This window comes from Pedobacter miscanthi (assembly GCF_003315595.1).
Classification (GTDB): Bacteria; Bacteroidota; Bacteroidia; order Sphingobacteriales; family Sphingobacteriaceae; genus Pedobacter; species Pedobacter miscanthi.
On the sequence record NZ_QNQU01000027.1, the window covers coordinates 34,025 to 53,493 of the forward strand.

A 19,469-nucleotide genomic window follows, 5' to 3' on the forward strand; every position below is an offset into this window, starting at 1 on the left:
CTTTTTCTAGCTGTTCATCGAAATTAAGAACTCTTCGTTACTTTTTGTTCCTTTAATCTGTGATTGAACAAATTCCATCGCTTCCTGACTGTTCATATCAGCAAGGTGGTTGCGCAGGATCCATACACGTTGTAAAGTATCTCTGTCGTGCAATAAATCGTCGCGACGGGTACTCGATGCTGTAATATCTATAGCCGGGAAAATACGTTTGTTAGATAATTTACGGTCTAACTGAAGTTCCATGTTACCCGTTCCTTTAAATTCTTCAAAGATTACCTCATCCATTTTAGAACCTGTATCTGTAAGAGCAGTAGCTAAGATGGTTAATGAACCTCCGTTTTCGATATTACGTGCCGCACCGAAGAAACGTTTTGGTTTGTGCAGTGCATTGGCATCAACACCACCAGATAATATTTTACCCGAAGCTGGTGCTGTAGTATTATATGCCCTGGCCAAACGCGTAATCGAATCTAAAAGGATTACTACATCATGTCCGCTTTCTACCAGTCGTTTAGATTTTTCCAAAACTATATTGGCGATTTTAACATGGCGCTCAGCCGGCTCATCAAAAGTAGAGGCAATTACCTCAGCCCTTACACTACGTGCCATATCGGTAACCTCTTCAGGACGTTCATCAATCAGTAAAATAATCAGATAAACTTCCGGGTGGTTTTTGGCAATGGCGTTTGCCACTTCTTTAAGCAAATTGGTTTTACCCGTTTTTGGTTGTGCCACAATTAAACCACGCTGACCCTTACCAATTGGTGTAAATAAATCCATAATCCGCGTAGAATAGTTATTCGTATCGGTAAACAGATTTAATCTTTCGGTAGGGAAAAGCGGTGTTAAATAATCAAAAGGAACACGGTCGCGAACCTCGGCAGGAATACGGCCATTAATGGTTTCTACACGTACCAGCGGGAAATATTTTTCGCCTTCTTTCGGTGGGCGGATGCTACCTTTAACGGTATCGCCTGTTTTTAATCCGAAAAGTTTTATTTGCGACTGTGATACATAAATATCATCAGGGGAAGTTAAGTAGTTGTAATCTGCAGAGCGTAAAAACCCATAACCATCAGGCATAATTTCTAAAACACCCTCGTTGGTAATTACATTATCGAAATCGAGGTTAGAATAGCTGTTTTCGTTTTTGTGGTGATTGCCTCCGCCTGGTTGTTTTTGCTGGCGGTTTTCATCACGTTGTGGTTTTTCCTGTTTTTCTTTAGGCTCCTGTTTTTGTTTCGGCGCTACCGGAAGCACTTCTGCACTTTCTTCAATTAAAGCCGAAATTGGTTTTACGCTTTCTTCGGTTTCAACAATCCTGTCTGGCTGTCTTTCAGGTTGCTGGTGCTGTGGTTCATCAAATAAGGTAACAGATTCTCTTCTTTTTTGTACCGGAGCTGCAACTTCGTCTTTATTTAACCTCGCTCTTTTTTTAACTGGTTTGTCTTCTGTTGCCGCAGGTTTTTCTGCTACCATTTCTGAAGCGGCCGCTGCTGCTGCAGCAACTTTTGGTGCTCTTTTGGTTTTTGGCGCAGGTGCTGCTGCAATAGGTTCGATTTCGCTATAAGGATCTGAGGAAGCCGCTTTAGCAGCATTTATAATTTCCTGTTGGTGTAAAAGTACTTCAACAAGGTCGATTTTTCTTAGGGAGTCGGCACCTTCAATGCCATAGCTTTTTGCTAGCTCACGTAATTCTGTTGTGAGCTTATCATTTAATTCTGTTTTGCTAAACATTCTAAATATATATGTTTCAAGAAATTTTTCATTTGTTTATAACGGATGTTTTCTGTTATAAATCTGCAGGCCTAAAAATATTTGTGTTAGCGTAAGCCAGGCAGTTTCAATTGTGTATAAATTCTTAAGGCTATAAAACATTTAATGAGTTCATCGGGACAATGCTCAAACTGTTTCATAATTGTTTATAAGCTGAATAAAAAGCAAACGCTGCTTTTAAAAAATTGGAACAAAAAACAAATCTTGATAAAATTTTTCTGGGATATTCAGATAAACGGTTGAGAAATTATGGTGCAATTGTATGTATTTGAAACGTAATCTGCAAGCAAAAGTTTAAAATGTTTATAAAAATAATTTATTTGGGCACTTTTTTATGGCTCATAAATTTTAAAAATCTTCATATTTGCAGCAAATAAGCCCATATATGACAAAGCAGCAACTTTTTGAGCAGATACAAAAAAAACGTTCATTTTTATGTGTCGGATTAGATTCTTCGTTAGATAAGATCCCGAAACACCTGTTAAAATACGAAAATCCGATTCTCGAATTCAATAAACAGATTATCGATGCCACAAAAGATCTTTGCGTAGCTTATAAACCCAATACGGCTTTTTACGAGTGTTATGGCAAAAAAGGATGGGAAACTTTAATCGATACCTGGAAATACATTCCAAAAGATATTTTTTCGATCGCTGATGCGAAACGTGGCGATATTGGCAATACTTCTGCTATGTATGCTGAAACTTTTTTTAACGAGGCTTCATCAGAAATGAGTTTCGATTCAGTTACGGTTGCACCTTATATGGGAAGCGATTCGGTTACGCCTTTTTTAACTTTTAAAGATAAATGGGTAATCCTGCTGGCTTTAACCTCGAACAGTGGCCATGCCGATTTTCAATTACAGAAAATTGGTGAAGATAAACTTTTCGAAAAAGTGCTTAAAACCTCGCAAACCTGGGCTACAAAGGAGCAGATGATGTACGTTGTAGGGGCAACACGCGGTGCAGCCTTTGGCGATGTGCGTAAACTGGCACCAGATCATTTCCTTTTGGTACCTGGTGTTGGCGCGCAGGGTGGAGATTTGAATGAAGTTTGTAAATATGGCTTAAATGCCCAATGTGGATTGCTGATCAATTCATCAAGAGGAATTATTTACGCCGGCCAGGGCGAAGATTTTGCTGAAAAAGCCAGGGCAGAAGCTTTGAAACTCCAAAAAGAAATGGAGCAGATATTGGAAAAAGCAGGGTTAGTGTAGGAAATTTTGACCACAAGGACGCTAAAACATGATGAATAGGTTGGATAGATTGTGGCAAAAAATGATTATCTTTAGGTATTAAGATTATAGTTATGGATGATTCGGCAGTTAAAATAACGTTTGAAAAGTTAACAGAGCTTGTTAAGGCATTAAGCAATAAAGAAAAACAAAGCCTGATGAATATTTTAATGCAAGAAAAACAATTTATTGTGCAGGAGACTGCTGTTGCTTATTTAAAAAGTGATGAGATTTCTTTTGAGGAAAAATGGCAACAAAGTCTCTCAGCAAAAGAATTTGAGAAATTAGCTCATAATAACATACAACAATTGCCTTGGAAGCAGTTGTAAATTTTCAGCCTTTAGTTCTGCTGTATTTTAATCATTTAATTAACGACTTATTTTATGAGGGCTATTTTTCATATAAAGAAAGTGCTTTGAAATACGTGTCAAAAATAATTTACAACGTAGAAAATACAATTCACCTTAAAAAGCATTATCCCTGCTCAAACTCACTTCTGAAGCATGGTAGCTATTACATTCATTTTAATATGAACCCAAATACTACATGGTATTTTGTATTTGAAAAAAATGATAACAGATATTTAATTACCTACGTATTCAATAATTATTCTCCTGAAGCCAAAGATCTGATTTACGATTTCTAAGGACAAAGTGATATATTCTTTTACATATCAATAGATTTTAGTGTACAAGCTTCAAGAATTCCTTATCTTGAAGCATGAATTTTCCGGAAGATTTTCTTCATTATATATGGCAGTTCAGATCGTTCGATTATAACGACCTGCAAACCACCAGTGGTGAGGCATTGAAAATCATTAATCCGGGGTTGCTTAATAAAAATGCCGGACCGGATTTTTTTCATGCCAAAATCGAAATCGGAGATACGATATGGGCCGGCAATGTAGAAATACACATCAAATCATCCGATTGGTTAAAACATTACCACCAGAAAGATTCATCTTACGAAAATGTAATCCTGCACGTAGTTTATGAGCACGATGCCGAAATAAAAAGAATGGATAACACGGTTTTGCCTGTTCTAGAATTGAAAAAACGTATTTCTGCCGATCTGATTAAAAAATACGAAAACCTGTTCCTCACCCTGACCGATTTCCCATGTGTTGCCCAGATTGGAAGGGTTGATCAGTTAGTTATCGATTCATTTTTATCGAGGACCTTGATTGAACGTTTCGAACAAAAAACGCATGCGGTAACCGAGTGTTTAAACGAACTGAAGGGTAACTGGGATGAAACTTTTTATCGTTTCCTGGCCAGGAATTTTGGCTTCAAGATTAATGCCCTGCCTTTCGAGTTATTGGCCAAAGCAGTTCCACAGCACATTTATGCAAAACATAAAAACAATCCACATCAAATTGAAGCCCTGGTTTTTGGTGTTGCAGGTTTTTTAACTGATCAGTTTGTGGAAGAATATCCTAAAAAACTAAAGGCCGAATTCCAGTTCCTCAAGAAAAAATATAACATTAAACCTGTTGAGATTTCCGTTTGGAAATTTATGAGGATGCGCCCACAGAATTTTCCAACCATCCGTTTGGCTCAGTTTGCAGCATTAATTATCAAGGCCAACCATCTTTTTTCGAAGATTATGGAAATAAATGAGGTGGATAGATTACGTTCTTTATTCGAAAACCTTCCGGTAAATGATTATTGGAAAACACATTATCATTTTAAAAAAGAAGCTTCTTCGGTAAATACCCAAATCGGCAAAACATCGGTTGATAATATCCTGTTAAATACAGTTACCTTATTCTTATTTAGTTACGGAAAACACACTGATACAAGGTTTTACATTAACAGGGCTGTAAAATTACTGGAAACTTTACCGGCAGAAAAAAATGCAATTATTGATAAATATGTTGCAGCCGGAGTAGATGTTCGGCATGCATTTACCTCGCAGGGGATTTTACAATTGAAAAAGCAGTATTGTGATACAAAAAAATGTTTATCTTGTGGTATCGGAATTAAAATTTTAAAACAAGCTTAATTCTTCAATATTTCCAAACTTTCTAACCTGTAATCCGTTTAAACCAATATGGAATTTCCACACGAGCTAAAAGAACTTTATCCCGATCAGATTATCGAAGTTAGGGGCAACGCAGATGCCTTAACGGTTATATTGCGCAAAGAAGCTGATATTCATAAATTTAAAGCCGAAATCGTTAAAAGGTTTTCGGGTTTGGAAGAACATCAGACACTTTTTATCAAACATGAAGATAAACAGGATTTTGAAAAACTGGTTCTGCAATAATTAAAGCCTGAAATTTAAATTGTTGTCAGTTTAACTAATTAATTTTATTAAATTAGGGTAACAAAACAAAATCACAATCCTGAAAGCAATAATTTATTGTGCATTGCCGTTATTAGGGTTTTTAAACAAGCTGAAAATGTTTCAGAGAATTATAACTTATTTTGAGCAGCAGAGTTTTGGTGTATCTACCTATTTAGCCAGTAAACTCAATATGAGTACGGCAAAAGTGCGTTTATTTTTTATTTATTCCTCTTTTTTAGCCGTGGGTTTCCCAATCCTCTTCTATTTTTTGGCCGCAGTGGTGCTTGATATCCGCACGTATATGAAAAGAATGCGGTTGAGGATATGGGAGTAAGTGTGTAAGATGGTTAATGTAAGATGGATGATGGAGAACGGTTTCTAAGGTCAGTCGGACTAAAGACTCACGACTTCAGACTCAGGACTGATTAATCATCGTCTCTTAAAATTTCGGCAATTTCGTTAAAGCCTTTTTCTGCGGCTAAATCAGCAGGTAGTTTTCCGCCTTCCATGCGTAAGGTAACTTCGGCGCCATGTTCCAATAGTAAAATAATCATTTCAATATTTCCCAATTGAGCTGCGGTATGTAAAGGGGCCAGACCTGCTTTTTGGCAAACATTCGGGTATGCACCGGCATCGAGGAGCATTTTGGTGATATTAAAATTATTGGCTGCAACTGCCGAATGGATCGGGAACACATTAAAACCATTTTTCGAAGCTAGATTAACATCTGCTCCTTTTGATATTAAAAAACGGGCTAAATCTTCGTGGCCGAAATAACAGGCCAGACCAAGTGGCGTAAAACCATCTTCAGAAAATTGGTTAATACTTTCGGGGTTTTGAAAAATTAACAGACTGGCGGCATCAAATTTGCCCACTGCGCAAGCTTCGAATAATGTTAAATTATCTACAAATTCGGCGATTAAATTAGCTATTTCCTGCTTTTTATAATAACAGGCCAGTAATAATGGCGAAATATGATGAGAAGTATCAACATTGGCCAATTTTGGATTTTCTACCAAAATTTCTTTTACTGATTGTAGATTTCCTGCCTCAATTTGTTCTTCGAGCTGCGCTATACCCATAATGTTATTTAAAAATCGACTTAAATTACCAAAAATTAAGGAATTGTAAACTTTATTGCCTAAATATATATAGTGTGAAGCAAATTAGCAAAGATTAGACCTCGCAGGTTTTTAAAACCTGCGAGGTCTTGATAGCATTTAGTTTTAAACCTAAGACCGACGGACCCAGATAAAATAAACCTGATAAAGCGGAAAACCCGGAGCGAGGAACGAGTGAGGATTTGCAGCGATAGCAGGACTGTTATAACCGAAACGAACCGAACCCTGCTTTTCAAAATAATATTAGCGAACCGCATCCAGACCTTATAGGTTTTGTAGCAAAAAAAATCCCGCTAAACCTCTCCAGGCAAAACGGGATAAAACCTAAAACAAAATCCGTTTCATTTGACAAAACGTAACAACTTGTGCGTTGTTAAAATAATAGACTATAATTTCTGTTTAAGGTTTAATGCCCAATGGATATTTTTATTTAATTTAAGGCAGTTTATATCAACTGTATTTAAAACCCGTTATGCTTTTACCGGTTAGTAGGTGGTTAATGGCAGTAGAAAAACGATAAAACAGCCTATAGCAGCATCAGTTACGATTTGTGATTATTTTTTTTATTAATGCTGCGCAGTTTTATCTAAGTTTGTTCAATATTAAATTATTTAGGATAGAAAATGTCGGTACGGGGTAACCAGTTTAAAACCAATACATTCAGGGATAAAGGTGCGGAAGGCACAACAGGCAGGGCATCGTCTGCCCGCCAGCCAAAAGAGAAAAGAGAATTTTTACCAAGGTTCGATCTGGCAGATGGACGTGCAATTAAAATTGTAGGGTTGTTTTTTGTGATCTTATCCCTATATTTTTTAATTGCCTTTACCTCGTATCTTTTTACCTGGCAGGATGATCAGAGTTACGTAATTGATGCTAACGGTGGCTGGGGCAATCTTTTTAAAACATCCGAAGAGCTGAAAACTGCAGGTGTTACTACTCCGGTTGTTCAGAACTGGCTGGGTAAATTTGGCGCTTTGTTATCGCATCAGTTTATTTACGAATGGTTTGGCGTGGCATCTTTCTTATTTGTTTTGGCCTTTTTTATCATTGGTTACCGTTTATTGTTTAAAGTTAAAATCCTTTCTATCTCCAAAACACTGGGTTATAGCTTTTTCTTTTTACTCTTTATTTCACTAACCTTAGGTTTTACGCATAGTTTCTGGTCAGAATCGCCGCATTATCTTGAAGGTGAATTTGGCTACTGGAGCAATAAATTATTGGGTGCTCAAATTGGAGCAGCTGGTGTAGCCGGCTTAATTGCTTTTGCCGGATTAACCATTCTGATTATTGCTTATAATATCGATTTCAAATTCCCTGAACGCAAAGCGAAAGAAGTTTACCTGGATAATGAAACGCCCGATTATGTAAACGACATTAGGGAACATACTACAAAAAATAAAATAGTTGATGAAACTCCTGAGCCGATAGAATTCCCGGTACGCGAAAAATCGCCAATAAACAACGAGCGCAAACAACAAAATGTGGTTTTACAACCAAGCCGTTTTGAAGAAAAAGAAGAGGCGGAAGAAACAACAGCGCCTGTAGTGCTATCACCTTTGGCAACAAACTTGCCTTTAGCCACCGCTGCGGCTGCTGCAATGCCCTTAACTGTAGAACCACCTGTTGAAGCGGAAAAGGAACCTGCATTTACGATCGAGAAAACCGAAGAAGAGAAAAAGTCAGAAGACCTGGTTGAACAGTTTGGCAATTATGATGAAAAACTGGACTTATCGGGCTATAAATATCCGACAATCGATTTATTAGAGAATTACGGCACCAATAAAATTTCGGTAAATGCGGAAGAACTTGAAGCCAATAAAAATAAAATTGTTGAAACACTTAACCACTATAATATCGAAATTGATAAGATTAAGGCAACAATTGGCCCAACGGTTACACTTTACGAGATTATTCCTGCCCCGGGGGTTAGGATTTCGAAAATCAAAAACCTGGAGGATGATATTGCGCTTTCGTTAGCGGCTTTGGGTATCCGTATTATTGCACCAATGCCGGGTAAGGGCACAATTGGTATTGAAGTTCCTAACCAGCATCCGGAGATGGTGCCGATGCGCAGTATTTTAAATACCGAAAAATGGACGCAAAATACAATGGATTTGCCCATTGCATTGGGTAAAACCATTAGTAACGAGGTGTTTATTGCCGATTTAGCTAAAATGCCGCACTTATTGGTGGCAGGTGCAACCGGTCAGGGTAAATCGGTGGGTATTAACTCAATCTTGGTTTCGTTATTGTTTAAAAAACATCCTGCACAGCTAAAATTTGTATTGGTTGACCCTAAAAAGGTAGAGTTAACCTTGTTTAACAGGATAGAACGCCACTTTTTGGCAAAATTACCTGGTGAGGCTGATGCCATTATTACCGATACCAAAAAAGTAGTGAATACTTTAAATTCACTTTGTATCGAAATGGATCAGCGTTACGATCTGTTAAAAGATGCACAGGTAAGGAATTTAAAAGAATACAACGATAAATTTATCAAGCGTAAACTTAATCCGAATAACGGTCATAGATTTTTACCTTTCATTGTACTGGTGGTGGATGAGTTTGCCGATTTAATGATGACTGCGGGTAAAGAAGTTGAAGCGCCTATTGCACGTTTAGCGCAGCTGGCGAGGGCAATCGGGATTCATTTGGTGCTGGCCACCCAGCGTCCGTCGGTAAATATCATTACCGGTACCATTAAAGCCAACTTCCCTGCTAGGCTGGCCTTTAGGGTATTATCTAAAATCGATTCGCGGACTATTTTAGACAGTGGCGGTGCGGATCAGTTAATTGGTCGCGGTGATATGCTTTTATCTACAGGTAGCGACTTAATCAGGCTACAGTGTGCTTTCGTTGATACACCTGAGGTAGACCGGATTTCTGAATATATCGGTAACCAGCGTGGTTATGCAGATGCATATCAACTGCCCGAATATATTGATGAAGCAGGGGAGGGAAGCAAGGCCGATTTCGATCCTAATGAGCGCGATAAGTTCTTTGAAGATGCTGCAAGGCTGATTGTAATGCACCAGCAGGGTTCTACCTCACTGATACAGCGTAAACTTAAACTGGGTTATAACAGGGCGGGGCGGATTATCGATCAACTGGAAGCGGCTGGTATTGTTGGTCCGTTTGAAGGAAGTAAGGCACGCGAAGTTTTATATCCCGATGAATATTCTTTGGAACAGTTCTTGAATAGTATGGATGACAAGGATTAGATTAAACTATTTTACAAAAATCTACTCTAACGTTTCAAAGAAAAACTTAAAAAAGAAAAGATGAAGAAATTAATTTCAGCATTAATGGTTGTAGTTGCTTTTACAACATCAACTTATGCTCAAACTGATGCGAAGGCTAAAGCTATTTTAGCTGATGTGAGTAAAAAATACAAATCGTACAATATTGTAAAAACAGATTTTACTTTCACTTTGGATAACCCAAAAGCTAAAGTAAAAGAAACACAGCAAGGTACATTATATGTTAAAGCCAACTCTAATAAATATAAAGTGGCGATGACGAACCAGGAATTGTTTAGTGACGGCAAAAGCCAGTGGACTTATCTTAAAAAAGATAAAGAAGTACAGGTAAGCAATGTAGATAACAGTGGCGATGCCATTAATCCTGCTAAGATTTTTACAGTTTACGAAAAAGGATTTAAATACATTTACACCGGCGATGAAAAAGTAGGTGGCAAAACTTACGAAATGATCGATTTAACCCCGGTTGATGCTAAAAAATCGATCTTTAAAGTTCGTTTAAGTATTGATAAAGCGGCTAAGCAGATTGCTAATGTGGTATTGTTTGATAAAAACGGCAACAAATACACTTACAATGTTAAAACTTTTTCGCCTAACGTAAATGTACCTGAAACTACTTTTGCTTTTGATGCCAAAAAATACCCTGGTGTTGAAGTAGTAGATTTAAGATAATTGTTATTACCGCCAAGGCGGGATGAAACCTGAAAGGTTCGGTTGGAAACAGCCGAACTTTTTTTGTTTTTACTAATTTGGGTTGTAATAAGAATCTAAGCTCGATGAGTTATTTAATAAAAATATTGTTCTACAGATGCTATTGATTAGATCGACTCGTCATGCTGAATTTATTTCAGCATATTTTTAGCATAAAAGACCCTGAAATAAATTCAGGGTGACGACTGCACTATGGAGATATTGCTAAAACTAATGGATATTAATCGAACTCAGGTTAATAATTTAGATATATCTCGCTTATTTTCAATTGAACACCTCATACACCTGAGTTCAACTAAGAAATTTGTAAATCAATATATTCTATTTACTAAAGTATAGTGAAACATAAAAAACTATATTTTTTACAAACGGATTTATGAATGCTGCGCAGATTTATCTAAGTTTGTTCCAATGTCATTGCCGCTAACAAACCATACATTAGAGAAATTAGAAGCCCTGCTTTTTGCAATGGGTTATAAGGTACGCTACGAAAAGGGAAACTTTAAAACAGGCTCCTGTTTGTTGGAACACAATAAAGTTATTGTAGTAAATAAATTTTCGAACCTGGAAGGAAAAATTGCTGCATTGGTTACCCTGGTAAAACAGACCAATACCGATGAAAACCTGCTGGAAGAAAAACAGCGGCAGTTTTATTTATCCTTACAACAAACCGAATTATTTTAATGGAGATGCAGCAAGAGAATTATTTGGTTAGAAAGGAAAGTTTAAGCCGATGAAAGTTACTTTTTTAGGTACTGGTACATCGCAGGGCGTTCCTGTAATTGCATGTAATTGTGAAGTTTGTTTATCTCCGGATAAAAAAGATAAACGTTTAAGAACTTCTATCTTAATAGAAACGGCTGATAAAACCATTGTTGTAGATAGCGGACCGGATTTTCGCTATCAGCTACTGCGCGAAAATGTAAAAGATCTGGATGCGGTTTTGTTTACGCACGAACATAAAGACCATATTGCGGGGTTAGACGATATCAGACCTTTTAATTACCTGTTGCATAAGGTAATAGATGTTTATGCTACAGAAAGGGTTCAAACGGCATTAAAAAGAGAATTTTATTACATTTTTGCCGAAACCAAATATCATGGTTTACCGCAGATTAACCTGCATACCGTAACCAACGGCCAGGATTTTAAAATTGGGGAAAGTACAATTACTCCTTTTGAAGTCATGCACCACCTATTGCCGATTACGGGATACAGGATTGGTGATTTTACCTACATTACCGATGCAAAAACCATATCGGAAGAAAGTTTCAGCAAGATAAAAGGTTCAAAAATATTGGTGATTAATGCTTTACAAAAGGAACCGCATATTTCGCACTTTACACTTGGCGAGGCGATTGCCTTTGCAGATAAAGTAGGCGCAGCAACCACCTATCTTACGCACATCAGCCATAATTTGGGCAAGCATGAGGATATAGAAAAAGAGCTTCCAAATCATATCCGGCTGGCTTATGATGGTTTACAAATAGAATTGTAAATCATTGTTCCGAAAATCTAAAATTAAATTATATTTGCAGCACAAATTTAGGTAGCAATTACCGTAGCTATCGAAATATTGTGTAACATAAACCCAGGTGGCGAAATTGGTAGACGCACCATCTTGAGGGGGTGGCGCTGGCAACGGCGTGGCAGTTCGAATCTGCTTCTGGGTACGGAGAGTTTGGTTTTACCAAACTCTTTTTTTTATGAACCTTCATTCCCCCCGCTTCTTTAGAGGAAGGCATTTTAAATTTTATAAAGATACTATGTTGATCTCTAAAAGACCCCTGAATTTGGTTATTACTATCAAAAGCAATAAAAATCAGCGTAAAGAAGAATCTTTATGATATCGTTTCTTAGCCAATGGTAAGTCAGATAAGAAATAGGCAAAAAAGAAAAAGCGATTAAGACCTAAATTTATGTTAATAATGATGTCTCCTTTGTCAAACATAAACAAAAAACAATTACACTTGCACCGGAAGAATAATTCTGTTTAGGCGAAATAAAGACAGCAGCGCTGGTTAAATAAAATAACAATAAGCGAATAATTTTATCATAGGTCAAGATTGATTTAACTTCGCCATACTACCTTTGATAAAGAATAAGGCATTATACTTAAAATAATCGATCATAAACAACATAAACTTAAAACCATGAGCACACTAAAATTAAAAGACGGAACAGAGATTTTTTACAAAGATCAGGGCGAAGGACCGGTATTAATGTTTCACCACGGCTGGCCGTTATCATCGGATGATTGGGATGCGCAGGTTATCTTCTTTTTACAGAGGGGTTACCGCGTAATTACGCACGATAGAAGAGGCCATGGCCGCTCCAGCCAGAATATTTATGGACACAATATCGAAACCTATGCTGCTGATGCCGCTGAGCTGGTAGAATTTCTTGATCTGAAAGATGTTGTTCACATCGGCCACTCTACAGGTGGCGGCGAAGTAATTCGTTATATAAATAAATATGCTAAAGGCAGGGCGAAAAAAGCAGTTTTAATCAGTGCGGTTCCTCCAGTTATGGTGCAAAGCGAGCGCAACCCGGATGGGGTTCCAATTTCGGTTTTTGATGGAATCAGAGAACAAACGCTTAACAACAGGCAGCAGTTTTATATCGATTTAACCATTCCGTTTTACGGATACAACAGGGAAGGTGCCGATGTAAAAGAAGGCGTACAGAGAAATTGGTGGAGACAGGGCATGATGGGCGGAATTGTGGCCCACTACAATGGCATTAAAGCATTTTCTGAAACTGATTTCACAGAAGACCTACAGGCAGTTGATATTCCTGTTCTGGTGCTTCATGGTGAAGACGACCAGATTGTTCCTTATCAAAATGCAGCATTAAAATCCATTAAATTGTTGAAAAATGGTAAACTGATTACCTATCCAGGATTTTCGCATGGAATGCCAACTACCGAAGCCGAAACCATTAATAAAGATCTTTTAGAATTTATTCAGTCTTAGTGATCAGTTTTTTGGGTAAGTCAAGGTGATTTAAGAATAAATTATCTTGACTTTTATAGCTCCTGATTAGTAAAAATGATTACTACGAATAATTAATTTATTAAGTTTTGCAAAGCAAAAGCCAGCGACAACAATTGCCCAAATGTTAAGATTAGAGCTAGGAGATGGCATGTGTAGACATTCTTTTTCAGTAAATCTAGGTTGATGTTTTTTAAAAAAGTCTTTAGTGTGGGGGCGCTACTGCTCCTTCATTCGGGTTGGCTAAACGCTCCAAATTTTTCAAGAACTCAAGTGATAACAGGTTTCCAAAGTGTATGGAGAGTTTGGTAAAAATCAAACTCTTTTTTGTTATATGGTATCAGTTTATTTTTTTTTTTTTTTTTTTTTTTTTTTTTTTTTTTTTTTTTTTTTTTTTTTTTTTTTTTTTTTTTTGCTGAAAAATCAAATCATTTTTATAATAGAAGTTGCCTCGATTTGCTACAGTGATTGCAATCGCATAAGGATGTTTTACGGGTAGTTTTACATTTAAAACGGAAGATTGGGAGCTATTTTTACTATAAATAAACCTATGTTGAAAGAATAATAAATATTAGATGTATTAAATTTGGAAATGCCATCGCTAACTTATAGTTTAGATAAAAATTAACTCTCCAAGTGAAAAATAATCTAGATAAATTTAAAAAGAATAATCCTAACATAAATCTTGTTTCTGAGACAGAACATATAAATATTGAAAATCTTTGGAGTGATTCAACTTTTATGTGTCGATTCAAAATTGACCAAGATTTTACATCTTTAACAAATATTAGTTTACCACGTGAATTAGCTGCTTTATATAATAGATCTGAGAAATATTTAGAATTTATCTATCAGCCGCTACTATTGGAGAACCCAATAATAAATAGAAAATTTACCTTTTATTATAGGGGGGTGGAGTTTATTTGCGAGTATTCTGAACCCTCTGCTGCATTAACCTTGCTTTCCGAAGGGTTTCGCGAAGTTAGCTCCAGCAGTTCAACCAACTATAGAAATTTGGTAAGAATGCGAGACTTTTATAAGGTTGACACAATGCCGGCTTTTATAAAAACATATTATACAGGTAGAACTCCAATAGTTTTTAAGGTATCAGGTGACTTTGAATCTATAGAATATGATTTCGTTCCATTTGCCAAAAATCTCAATTTTTACATGGGTTACTTTGACAGAAAATCACCTCATATCTTAATTTTTGAAGAGGATGATGAAGAAGAAAAGTTTAATACCCCATGTTACAGTAATGAAGGTGATTTTCCTGCTGTGTTGAATGCAAGGCAAATAGATCCTGTTCTAGTTGATCTATTTGGTGTAGCTCATTTAACGGCAAACACCCGCTTAAAATTTCTATTTTATTTTCAGGTACTTGAATATTGTTCTTATTATCACCTTACTGAAGAATTTAGAAAAAAATTAACTAATATAATCAAGAGACCGGATTTGTTGATGAATTCATCATATTATGGCAAATTGATTACCGAAGAGTTTAAAGATAATTTTAGATTAAACGATGATTCTTCTAAATTAGAAAAGTTAATACTAGAATATATAAATATCGAGGATATAAAGACTGAAATTATCGAAAATGCAGATTATTTTAAAAAGGATATAATCTTTGACGGAGGATTCGTGTTATCAGCAATAATTAATGACGTGAAGGATTTAGATACCCCTCCAAAAAACTTATTACGATTAATTAAAACAAATATTGAAAAAATACGTAATGTATTAGTACACATTAGAGAAAGTAGGGAAAATAAAATAATTTTACCAACTAAGAAAAATACCAATTTATTATTACCATATTTGCATTTGCTTAAGCGAGTTGCTGAGAAAGTGGCAATACAATACGAATAAGAAACCTAACAATCACATTATCATGGGAGACAGATAAACAAACATCTGATTAGTATAGTACTAATCTTATTAGTTAAAAGCTTAAGCCACCAAATCAGGTGGCTTTTTTGATTTATAGCTCTTTTTTATATTGCATTGTAGGTAATTAGTAGTCCCCCCCTAAAAATTTAGAGGCTTATCAAAATTTCGCCTATCACTGATGGCATCATTATATTAAAACCCTCACAATCCGTAAGGGCTTTAATTGATTTACCTCCCCTTCACCCAAAACTCCCTTTCCCATCAGCCACATAACTATAAATAACCATATATTCTATTCCGTTTTTTTTAAAATATCCGATAGGAATATCACCGGTTTCAAAGTAGGCTGATCTACTTTCGAAAGGAATGCCACAAAACACTTTATCTGGCTCTATCTGGTGATAAACAACATCATTTCTACGGTTTGCAATAGCAATTAATGCTGATAAATTTTTGCTCGATCCTTTTTGGTTATGTTTTGGGTGCTGCGGATGTTGATCGGCCCATACCCATTCTCCGCATACCATTGGTTTATAAAGTTTGCCCAGTGGTATATTGAACATGCGTGGCAAAAAACGAGAGGCTATTGTTCCGTTGGTGGTGATGGTTCCGGTTTCTATAAAGAAATGGCTGATTTGAATCCAACGCCTGGTGAGCTGATATACATATTCACGAATGGAATTTTGTCCATCCTCTAAAAAACAAATGCAGGCTACAGAAGTGTACCCATACTAAAAGCCGAGATATTATACCCCTTTTAGGAGTGCAATTATGCCGTTCTTTTTCAGAGACTTAAATCTATTTCTGCATTTAATTAAAACTATGTGATTGTAGTGATGTTGAGACGGAATAAATATATAATTCGTCTATTATGAAAAAAAATCTATTAAAATTTCTATTTGCAGGGCTATTGTTTGCCGGAAGTGCACAAGCACAGATTCAAAAAGGTAATGTTATGGTTGGTGGAAATCTAACCAACATTAATCTTGGTTTAGATGCACCAAATGTTTTCAGTATTGATATTACGCCGAAAGCTGCCTGGTTTATCGAAGACAATTTAGCAGTGGGTGGTTATGTAAACTTCGGTTTAGAAACGGCTAAAAATTCGGCTACAACAACAAGTTATGGTGTTGGTGCATTAGGACGTTACTATGCCGGTAAAGATGTGGAAGTATTAAAACACGGACGTTTCTTTGCTGAAGCAACTGTTGGTGTGGGTGGTGTGAATGTGAGTAATGGCGGTGGTAATACCAACGGACTGGATTTAAGTGTTGGTCCTGGTTTTGCGTACTTTATTACCCCTAACATTGGTTTAGAAACTTTGGTTAAATACAAAGGCCTTGTAGGTTTTGGAAGCTCAACCATGCAGAACAATTTAAATCTTTCTTTCGGATTCCAGATCTATCTGCCAGGTAGAGGAACAGCAAGAAAAGTAAAAGGAGATATGAACTAATTATTCTTCATTTTCTGGTTTATCATCAGTTTTTTATGCTGATGGGTACAAGGTCTGCTCTTATTAAAGGGGCAGACCTTGTTGTTTATTAATTATTATATGTTTACCACTTAACACGTTTGCAAGCCTTGTTTTACGGCCTCTTTGTTGGGTTTAGAAATGGGTATTTTTTCTCCGGTTGTTAACAATAATACTATATTTAACAGATGATAAAACTGATTAAAATGCTTAGCACCAAAAGCCTTTGCTTTCTTTTTTTATATCTGTTTATTACACCAGCTATGGCACAGATCAAATGGCCCGCTGGTCAGCTGCTTCCATCTTTTCCGGCGGCGGCACCCGTGCAGGATTTAATCACGCTGCGGCAAAACTCGCCTTACACTTCGGCAGAAATGTATCTGTTTGCTTCTTTAAAAGGAACTATCAATAGAACTAAACCGCGTATTTTTTCCTACGAGGGCGATGCTTTTGCCGAAGGACCGCATACCTGGCTACAATCATTAGGGTTGAGCTGGGCAGAACCTGCAGATAAATGGGATCTGATTACCAAATACCGGAGAGAAATTTCAGGATTAATTGTTTATGATCCCGATCAGATCCATACGGTTAACCTCGCCACGGTACTTGCAAAAAACAAAAATGCACTGATTGCCTCGCCTTTGTTGTTATCTAAATTAACAGCTGCTCCTTACAACCTGCCTGTTTTGCTGGATTTGAGGGGGAAATTTAATAGTAAGCTTGAAGTTTATCAATCGCTATATGACGAATACTGGCCACATCTTGATCACCGTTTGTTGATAGCGTTAAATCCTAATGCACATAAAGCAGCCCTTCGCGAGTATGCAGTAGCCCTGGGTACCGCAGTAATATGGCTCGATCCTAAAATAACCGGTGAAAGTGAGTTGCTGAACAAATTTTTATCTTCAATGTCGCCTGGAGGAAATTTTATGGGCTGGTGGCCACAGGAAGGGCCAGGGGTAGAGCGCGCTTCGAAGTATGGCATTGCCACCATTGCCAGCGACTGGTGTTCGAACTTAACGGTACATAGCGGAACATCCAGAACTGTAAAAATAAAACCGATCCCCCAAAAACCGGAACTTAACAATAAGATTTATGTTGCATTTATATTGAGCGATGGAGATAATTTACAGTTTACCGAGCATCTGATGCGTAAACTCTGGAATAATCCGGACCGGGGTGCTGTGCCAATGGGATGGACGGTATCGCCTGCCATGCTGGATGCCATGCCTGGTGCACTTAACTACTATTGGCAAAGTGCTACCAATAATGATAACCTGATTTCCGGACCATCCGGCTACGGTTATACTTATCCTAATACCTGGCCTGACGAAAAATTATTAAAAAAGTTTGTTTCTAAAACCGAAGATTATAATAAACGTGCGGGTTTACGGGTAATTACCATCTGGAATACCATTGTGGGCGGTATTAATCCTGAAATTGGGAAGGTCTATGCCGATCAGTCAAAAACTTTATTAGGTGTAACGGCACAGAATACCGGAGGCGGGCTCACAATCTATAATAACAGTTTGCCAGGAATGGCACTTAGCTGTAACTATTGTACAAATGAACAGGCAATGAAGGACCATATTGCCAGAGCGGCATCAGGTTGGGATAAAACCTCGCCACGTTTCATCATTATACAGGCGCAGCCCTGGACAAATATATCGCCAACAAGTTTTAAAAATGTAGCTAATTCACTTAATGAGGATTATTTAGTTGTTCGTCCGGATCACCTTTTTCAACTTGTCCGCGAAGAAAAGGGCATTACCATTAATCCCTGAATAGAAATACATATACTAACCTGACAAAATATGTTAACCCTTTTTTCCTTTCAATAGCCCCAATATTGCAGGCTGGCTTGGTATCCTCCAGTTAAGTTCCGATATCAGTGTAGCCAGAAATATCAATCCGCCTCCCATAATCAAGCGGGATGTAATTTCTTCTCCTAAAATAAAATGTGCTGCAAAGGCTCCAAAAACCGGTTCGAAAAGGTAAATGATGGATACCCTTTCGGCACTGATGTATTTTTGGGCGATGTTGGATATGGTGTACATGTATGCGGTCGAAAATAACGCACAGAAAATAATGCCTATCCAAAAGGTTTGCTGCTGCGGTATCCATACTGTATCGTTCTGAAAAGCGGCCAGTAAAAAGGTTAATATGGCGCAGGTGCCGAACATGGGTACGATGGTAGGCACAATATCACCAGCTTTCGATTCCTTCTCAATCTGTATCAGGTATATGGCAAAGCAAAATGCGCCAACGATGGTGTACAAATCGCCGGTTCCGATACGAAGATGATCGTTAATGGAAATCACAAACAAACCAATCAGCGCGGTAAAGGCAGCCAGCCATATTTTTAGGGACGTAGATTTCCGGTAAATAATTAGTTTAATCACCGGGATCATCACCACCGTTATGCCTGCAACAAACGAACATTGTGATGCCGAGGTATGGGTAATGCCCAATGTTTGCAGGTAAATGCCAAGCACCAGTGGAATCGCGAGGCCTGTACCTGTTTTTATAGCAGCTAAATTGAGTTTTTTTACATGTTTCCAAAAAATCGCCGATAAAACCATCGTGGCCAGAAAGAAACGGTAAAATAAAAATAAAAGTGGCTGGCTCTGGCCAATGGCCAGTTTGGTAACCGAAAAGGAAATGCCCCAGAAAGCGGTACCCAGGATTAGTAAAATCAGGAAAAGTGTTCTTTTTTCCATT

The 19,469-nt window shown here is 37.3% G+C and carries 17 protein-coding genes and 1 tRNA gene; 14 read left to right on the forward strand and 4 right to left on the reverse strand.

Annotated elements, in window-relative coordinates; genetic code table 11:
* Positions 1 to 6: 6 nt before the first annotated feature.
* Positions 7 to 1,737, reverse strand: coding sequence for a transcription termination factor Rho (rho, locus tag DRW42_RS23905; RefSeq protein WP_113951392.1), 1,731 nt, complete (start codon positions 1,735 to 1,737; stop codon positions 7 to 9).
* 424 nt (positions 1,738 to 2,161) lie between these two features.
* Between rho and pyrF the strand changes: the two genes are divergently transcribed.
* The 5 genes from pyrF (at position 2,162) to DRW42_RS23935 (ending at position 5,633) form a co-directional block, all read left to right on the forward strand.
* Positions 2,162 to 2,992 carry an orotidine-5'-phosphate decarboxylase gene (gene pyrF / locus DRW42_RS23910; RefSeq protein ID WP_113951393.1) on the forward strand — a complete coding sequence of 277 codons (831 nt, stop codon included), beginning with the start codon at positions 2,162 to 2,164 and terminating at the stop codon, positions 2,990 to 2,992.
* 92 nt (positions 2,993 to 3,084) lie between these two features.
* A complete protein-coding gene (locus DRW42_RS23915) occupies positions 3,085 to 3,339 on the forward strand; it encodes a hypothetical protein (protein WP_113951394.1) in 255 nt (84 codons plus the stop codon).
* 391 nt (positions 3,340 to 3,730) lie between these two features.
* Positions 3,731 to 5,014: a DUF2851 family protein gene (locus DRW42_RS23925; RefSeq protein WP_113951396.1), complete on the forward strand. Its 1,284-nt coding sequence runs from the start codon at positions 3,731 to 3,733 to the stop codon at positions 5,012 to 5,014.
* A gap of 48 nt (positions 5,015 to 5,062) precedes the next feature.
* Positions 5,063 to 5,278: a hypothetical protein gene (locus DRW42_RS23930; protein ID WP_113951397.1), complete on the forward strand. Its 216-nt coding sequence runs from the start codon at positions 5,063 to 5,065 to the stop codon at positions 5,276 to 5,278.
* A gap of 136 nt (positions 5,279 to 5,414) precedes the next feature.
* On the forward strand, positions 5,415 to 5,633 hold the full coding sequence (locus DRW42_RS23935) for a PspC family transcriptional regulator (RefSeq protein WP_086545426.1): 219 nt from the start codon (positions 5,415 to 5,417) through the stop codon (positions 5,631 to 5,633).
* A gap of 91 nt (positions 5,634 to 5,724) precedes the next feature.
* Here DRW42_RS23935 and DRW42_RS23940 read toward each other — a convergent pair whose 3' ends face one another.
* Positions 5,725 to 6,381, reverse strand: a complete 657-nt coding sequence (locus DRW42_RS23940) for an ankyrin repeat domain-containing protein (RefSeq protein WP_113951398.1) — start codon at positions 6,379 to 6,381, stop codon at positions 5,725 to 5,727.
* Positions 6,382 to 7,043: 662 nt separating this feature from the next.
* Between DRW42_RS23940 and DRW42_RS23945 the strand changes: the two genes are divergently transcribed.
* The 7 genes from DRW42_RS23945 (at position 7,044) to DRW42_RS23975 (ending at position 15,256) form a co-directional block, all read left to right on the forward strand.
* Positions 7,044 to 9,641, forward strand: coding sequence for an FtsK/SpoIIIE family DNA translocase (locus DRW42_RS23945; protein ID WP_113951399.1), 2,598 nt, complete (start codon positions 7,044 to 7,046; stop codon positions 9,639 to 9,641).
* A gap of 60 nt (positions 9,642 to 9,701) precedes the next feature.
* Complete coding sequence (gene lolA1, locus DRW42_RS23950) at positions 9,702 to 10,352, forward strand: outer membrane lipoprotein periplasmic chaperone LolA1 (RefSeq protein WP_113951400.1); 651 nt, start codon at positions 9,702 to 9,704, stop codon at positions 10,350 to 10,352.
* 450 nt (positions 10,353 to 10,802) lie between these two features.
* Positions 10,803 to 11,075, forward strand: a complete 273-nt coding sequence (locus DRW42_RS23955; protein WP_113951401.1) for a hypothetical protein — start codon at positions 10,803 to 10,805, stop codon at positions 11,073 to 11,075.
* Between the two features lie 49 nt (positions 11,076 to 11,124).
* The gene (locus DRW42_RS23960; protein ID WP_113951402.1) at positions 11,125 to 11,889 is read left to right on the forward strand and encodes an MBL fold metallo-hydrolase; all 765 of its coding nucleotides are present in this window, start codon (positions 11,125 to 11,127) and stop codon (positions 11,887 to 11,889) included.
* 91 nt (positions 11,890 to 11,980) lie between these two features.
* Positions 11,981 to 12,064, forward strand: a tRNA-Leu gene (locus DRW42_RS23965).
* 480 nt (positions 12,065 to 12,544) lie between these two features.
* On the forward strand, positions 12,545 to 13,366 hold the full coding sequence (locus DRW42_RS23970; protein ID WP_113951403.1) for an alpha/beta fold hydrolase: 822 nt from the start codon (positions 12,545 to 12,547) through the stop codon (positions 13,364 to 13,366).
* A gap of 654 nt (positions 13,367 to 14,020) precedes the next feature.
* Positions 14,021 to 15,256 (forward strand): hypothetical protein, encoded by a 1,236-nt coding sequence (locus tag DRW42_RS23975; RefSeq protein ID WP_113951404.1) that lies wholly within the window; start codon positions 14,021 to 14,023, stop codon positions 15,254 to 15,256.
* A gap of 260 nt (positions 15,257 to 15,516) precedes the next feature.
* Here DRW42_RS23975 and DRW42_RS23980 read toward each other — a convergent pair whose 3' ends face one another.
* A complete protein-coding gene (locus DRW42_RS23980; RefSeq protein WP_113951405.1) occupies positions 15,517 to 15,840 on the reverse strand; it encodes a hypothetical protein in 324 nt (107 codons plus the stop codon).
* A 308-nt stretch (positions 15,841 to 16,148) separates the two neighbouring features.
* Between DRW42_RS23980 and DRW42_RS23985 the strand changes: the two genes are divergently transcribed.
* A complete protein-coding gene (locus tag DRW42_RS23985) occupies positions 16,149 to 16,730 on the forward strand; it encodes a hypothetical protein (protein WP_113951406.1) in 582 nt (193 codons plus the stop codon).
* A 206-nt stretch (positions 16,731 to 16,936) separates the two neighbouring features.
* A complete protein-coding gene (locus DRW42_RS23990; RefSeq protein WP_113951407.1) occupies positions 16,937 to 18,532 on the forward strand; it encodes a GxGYxYP domain-containing protein in 1,596 nt (531 codons plus the stop codon).
* 33 nt (positions 18,533 to 18,565) lie between these two features.
* On the opposite strand, the gene DRW42_RS23995 is transcribed toward DRW42_RS23990, so the two are convergent.
* Positions 18,566 to 19,468: a DMT family transporter gene (locus DRW42_RS23995; protein ID WP_113951408.1), complete on the reverse strand. Its 903-nt coding sequence runs from the start codon at positions 19,466 to 19,468 to the stop codon at positions 18,566 to 18,568.
* Position 19,469: the final 1 nt, after the last annotated feature.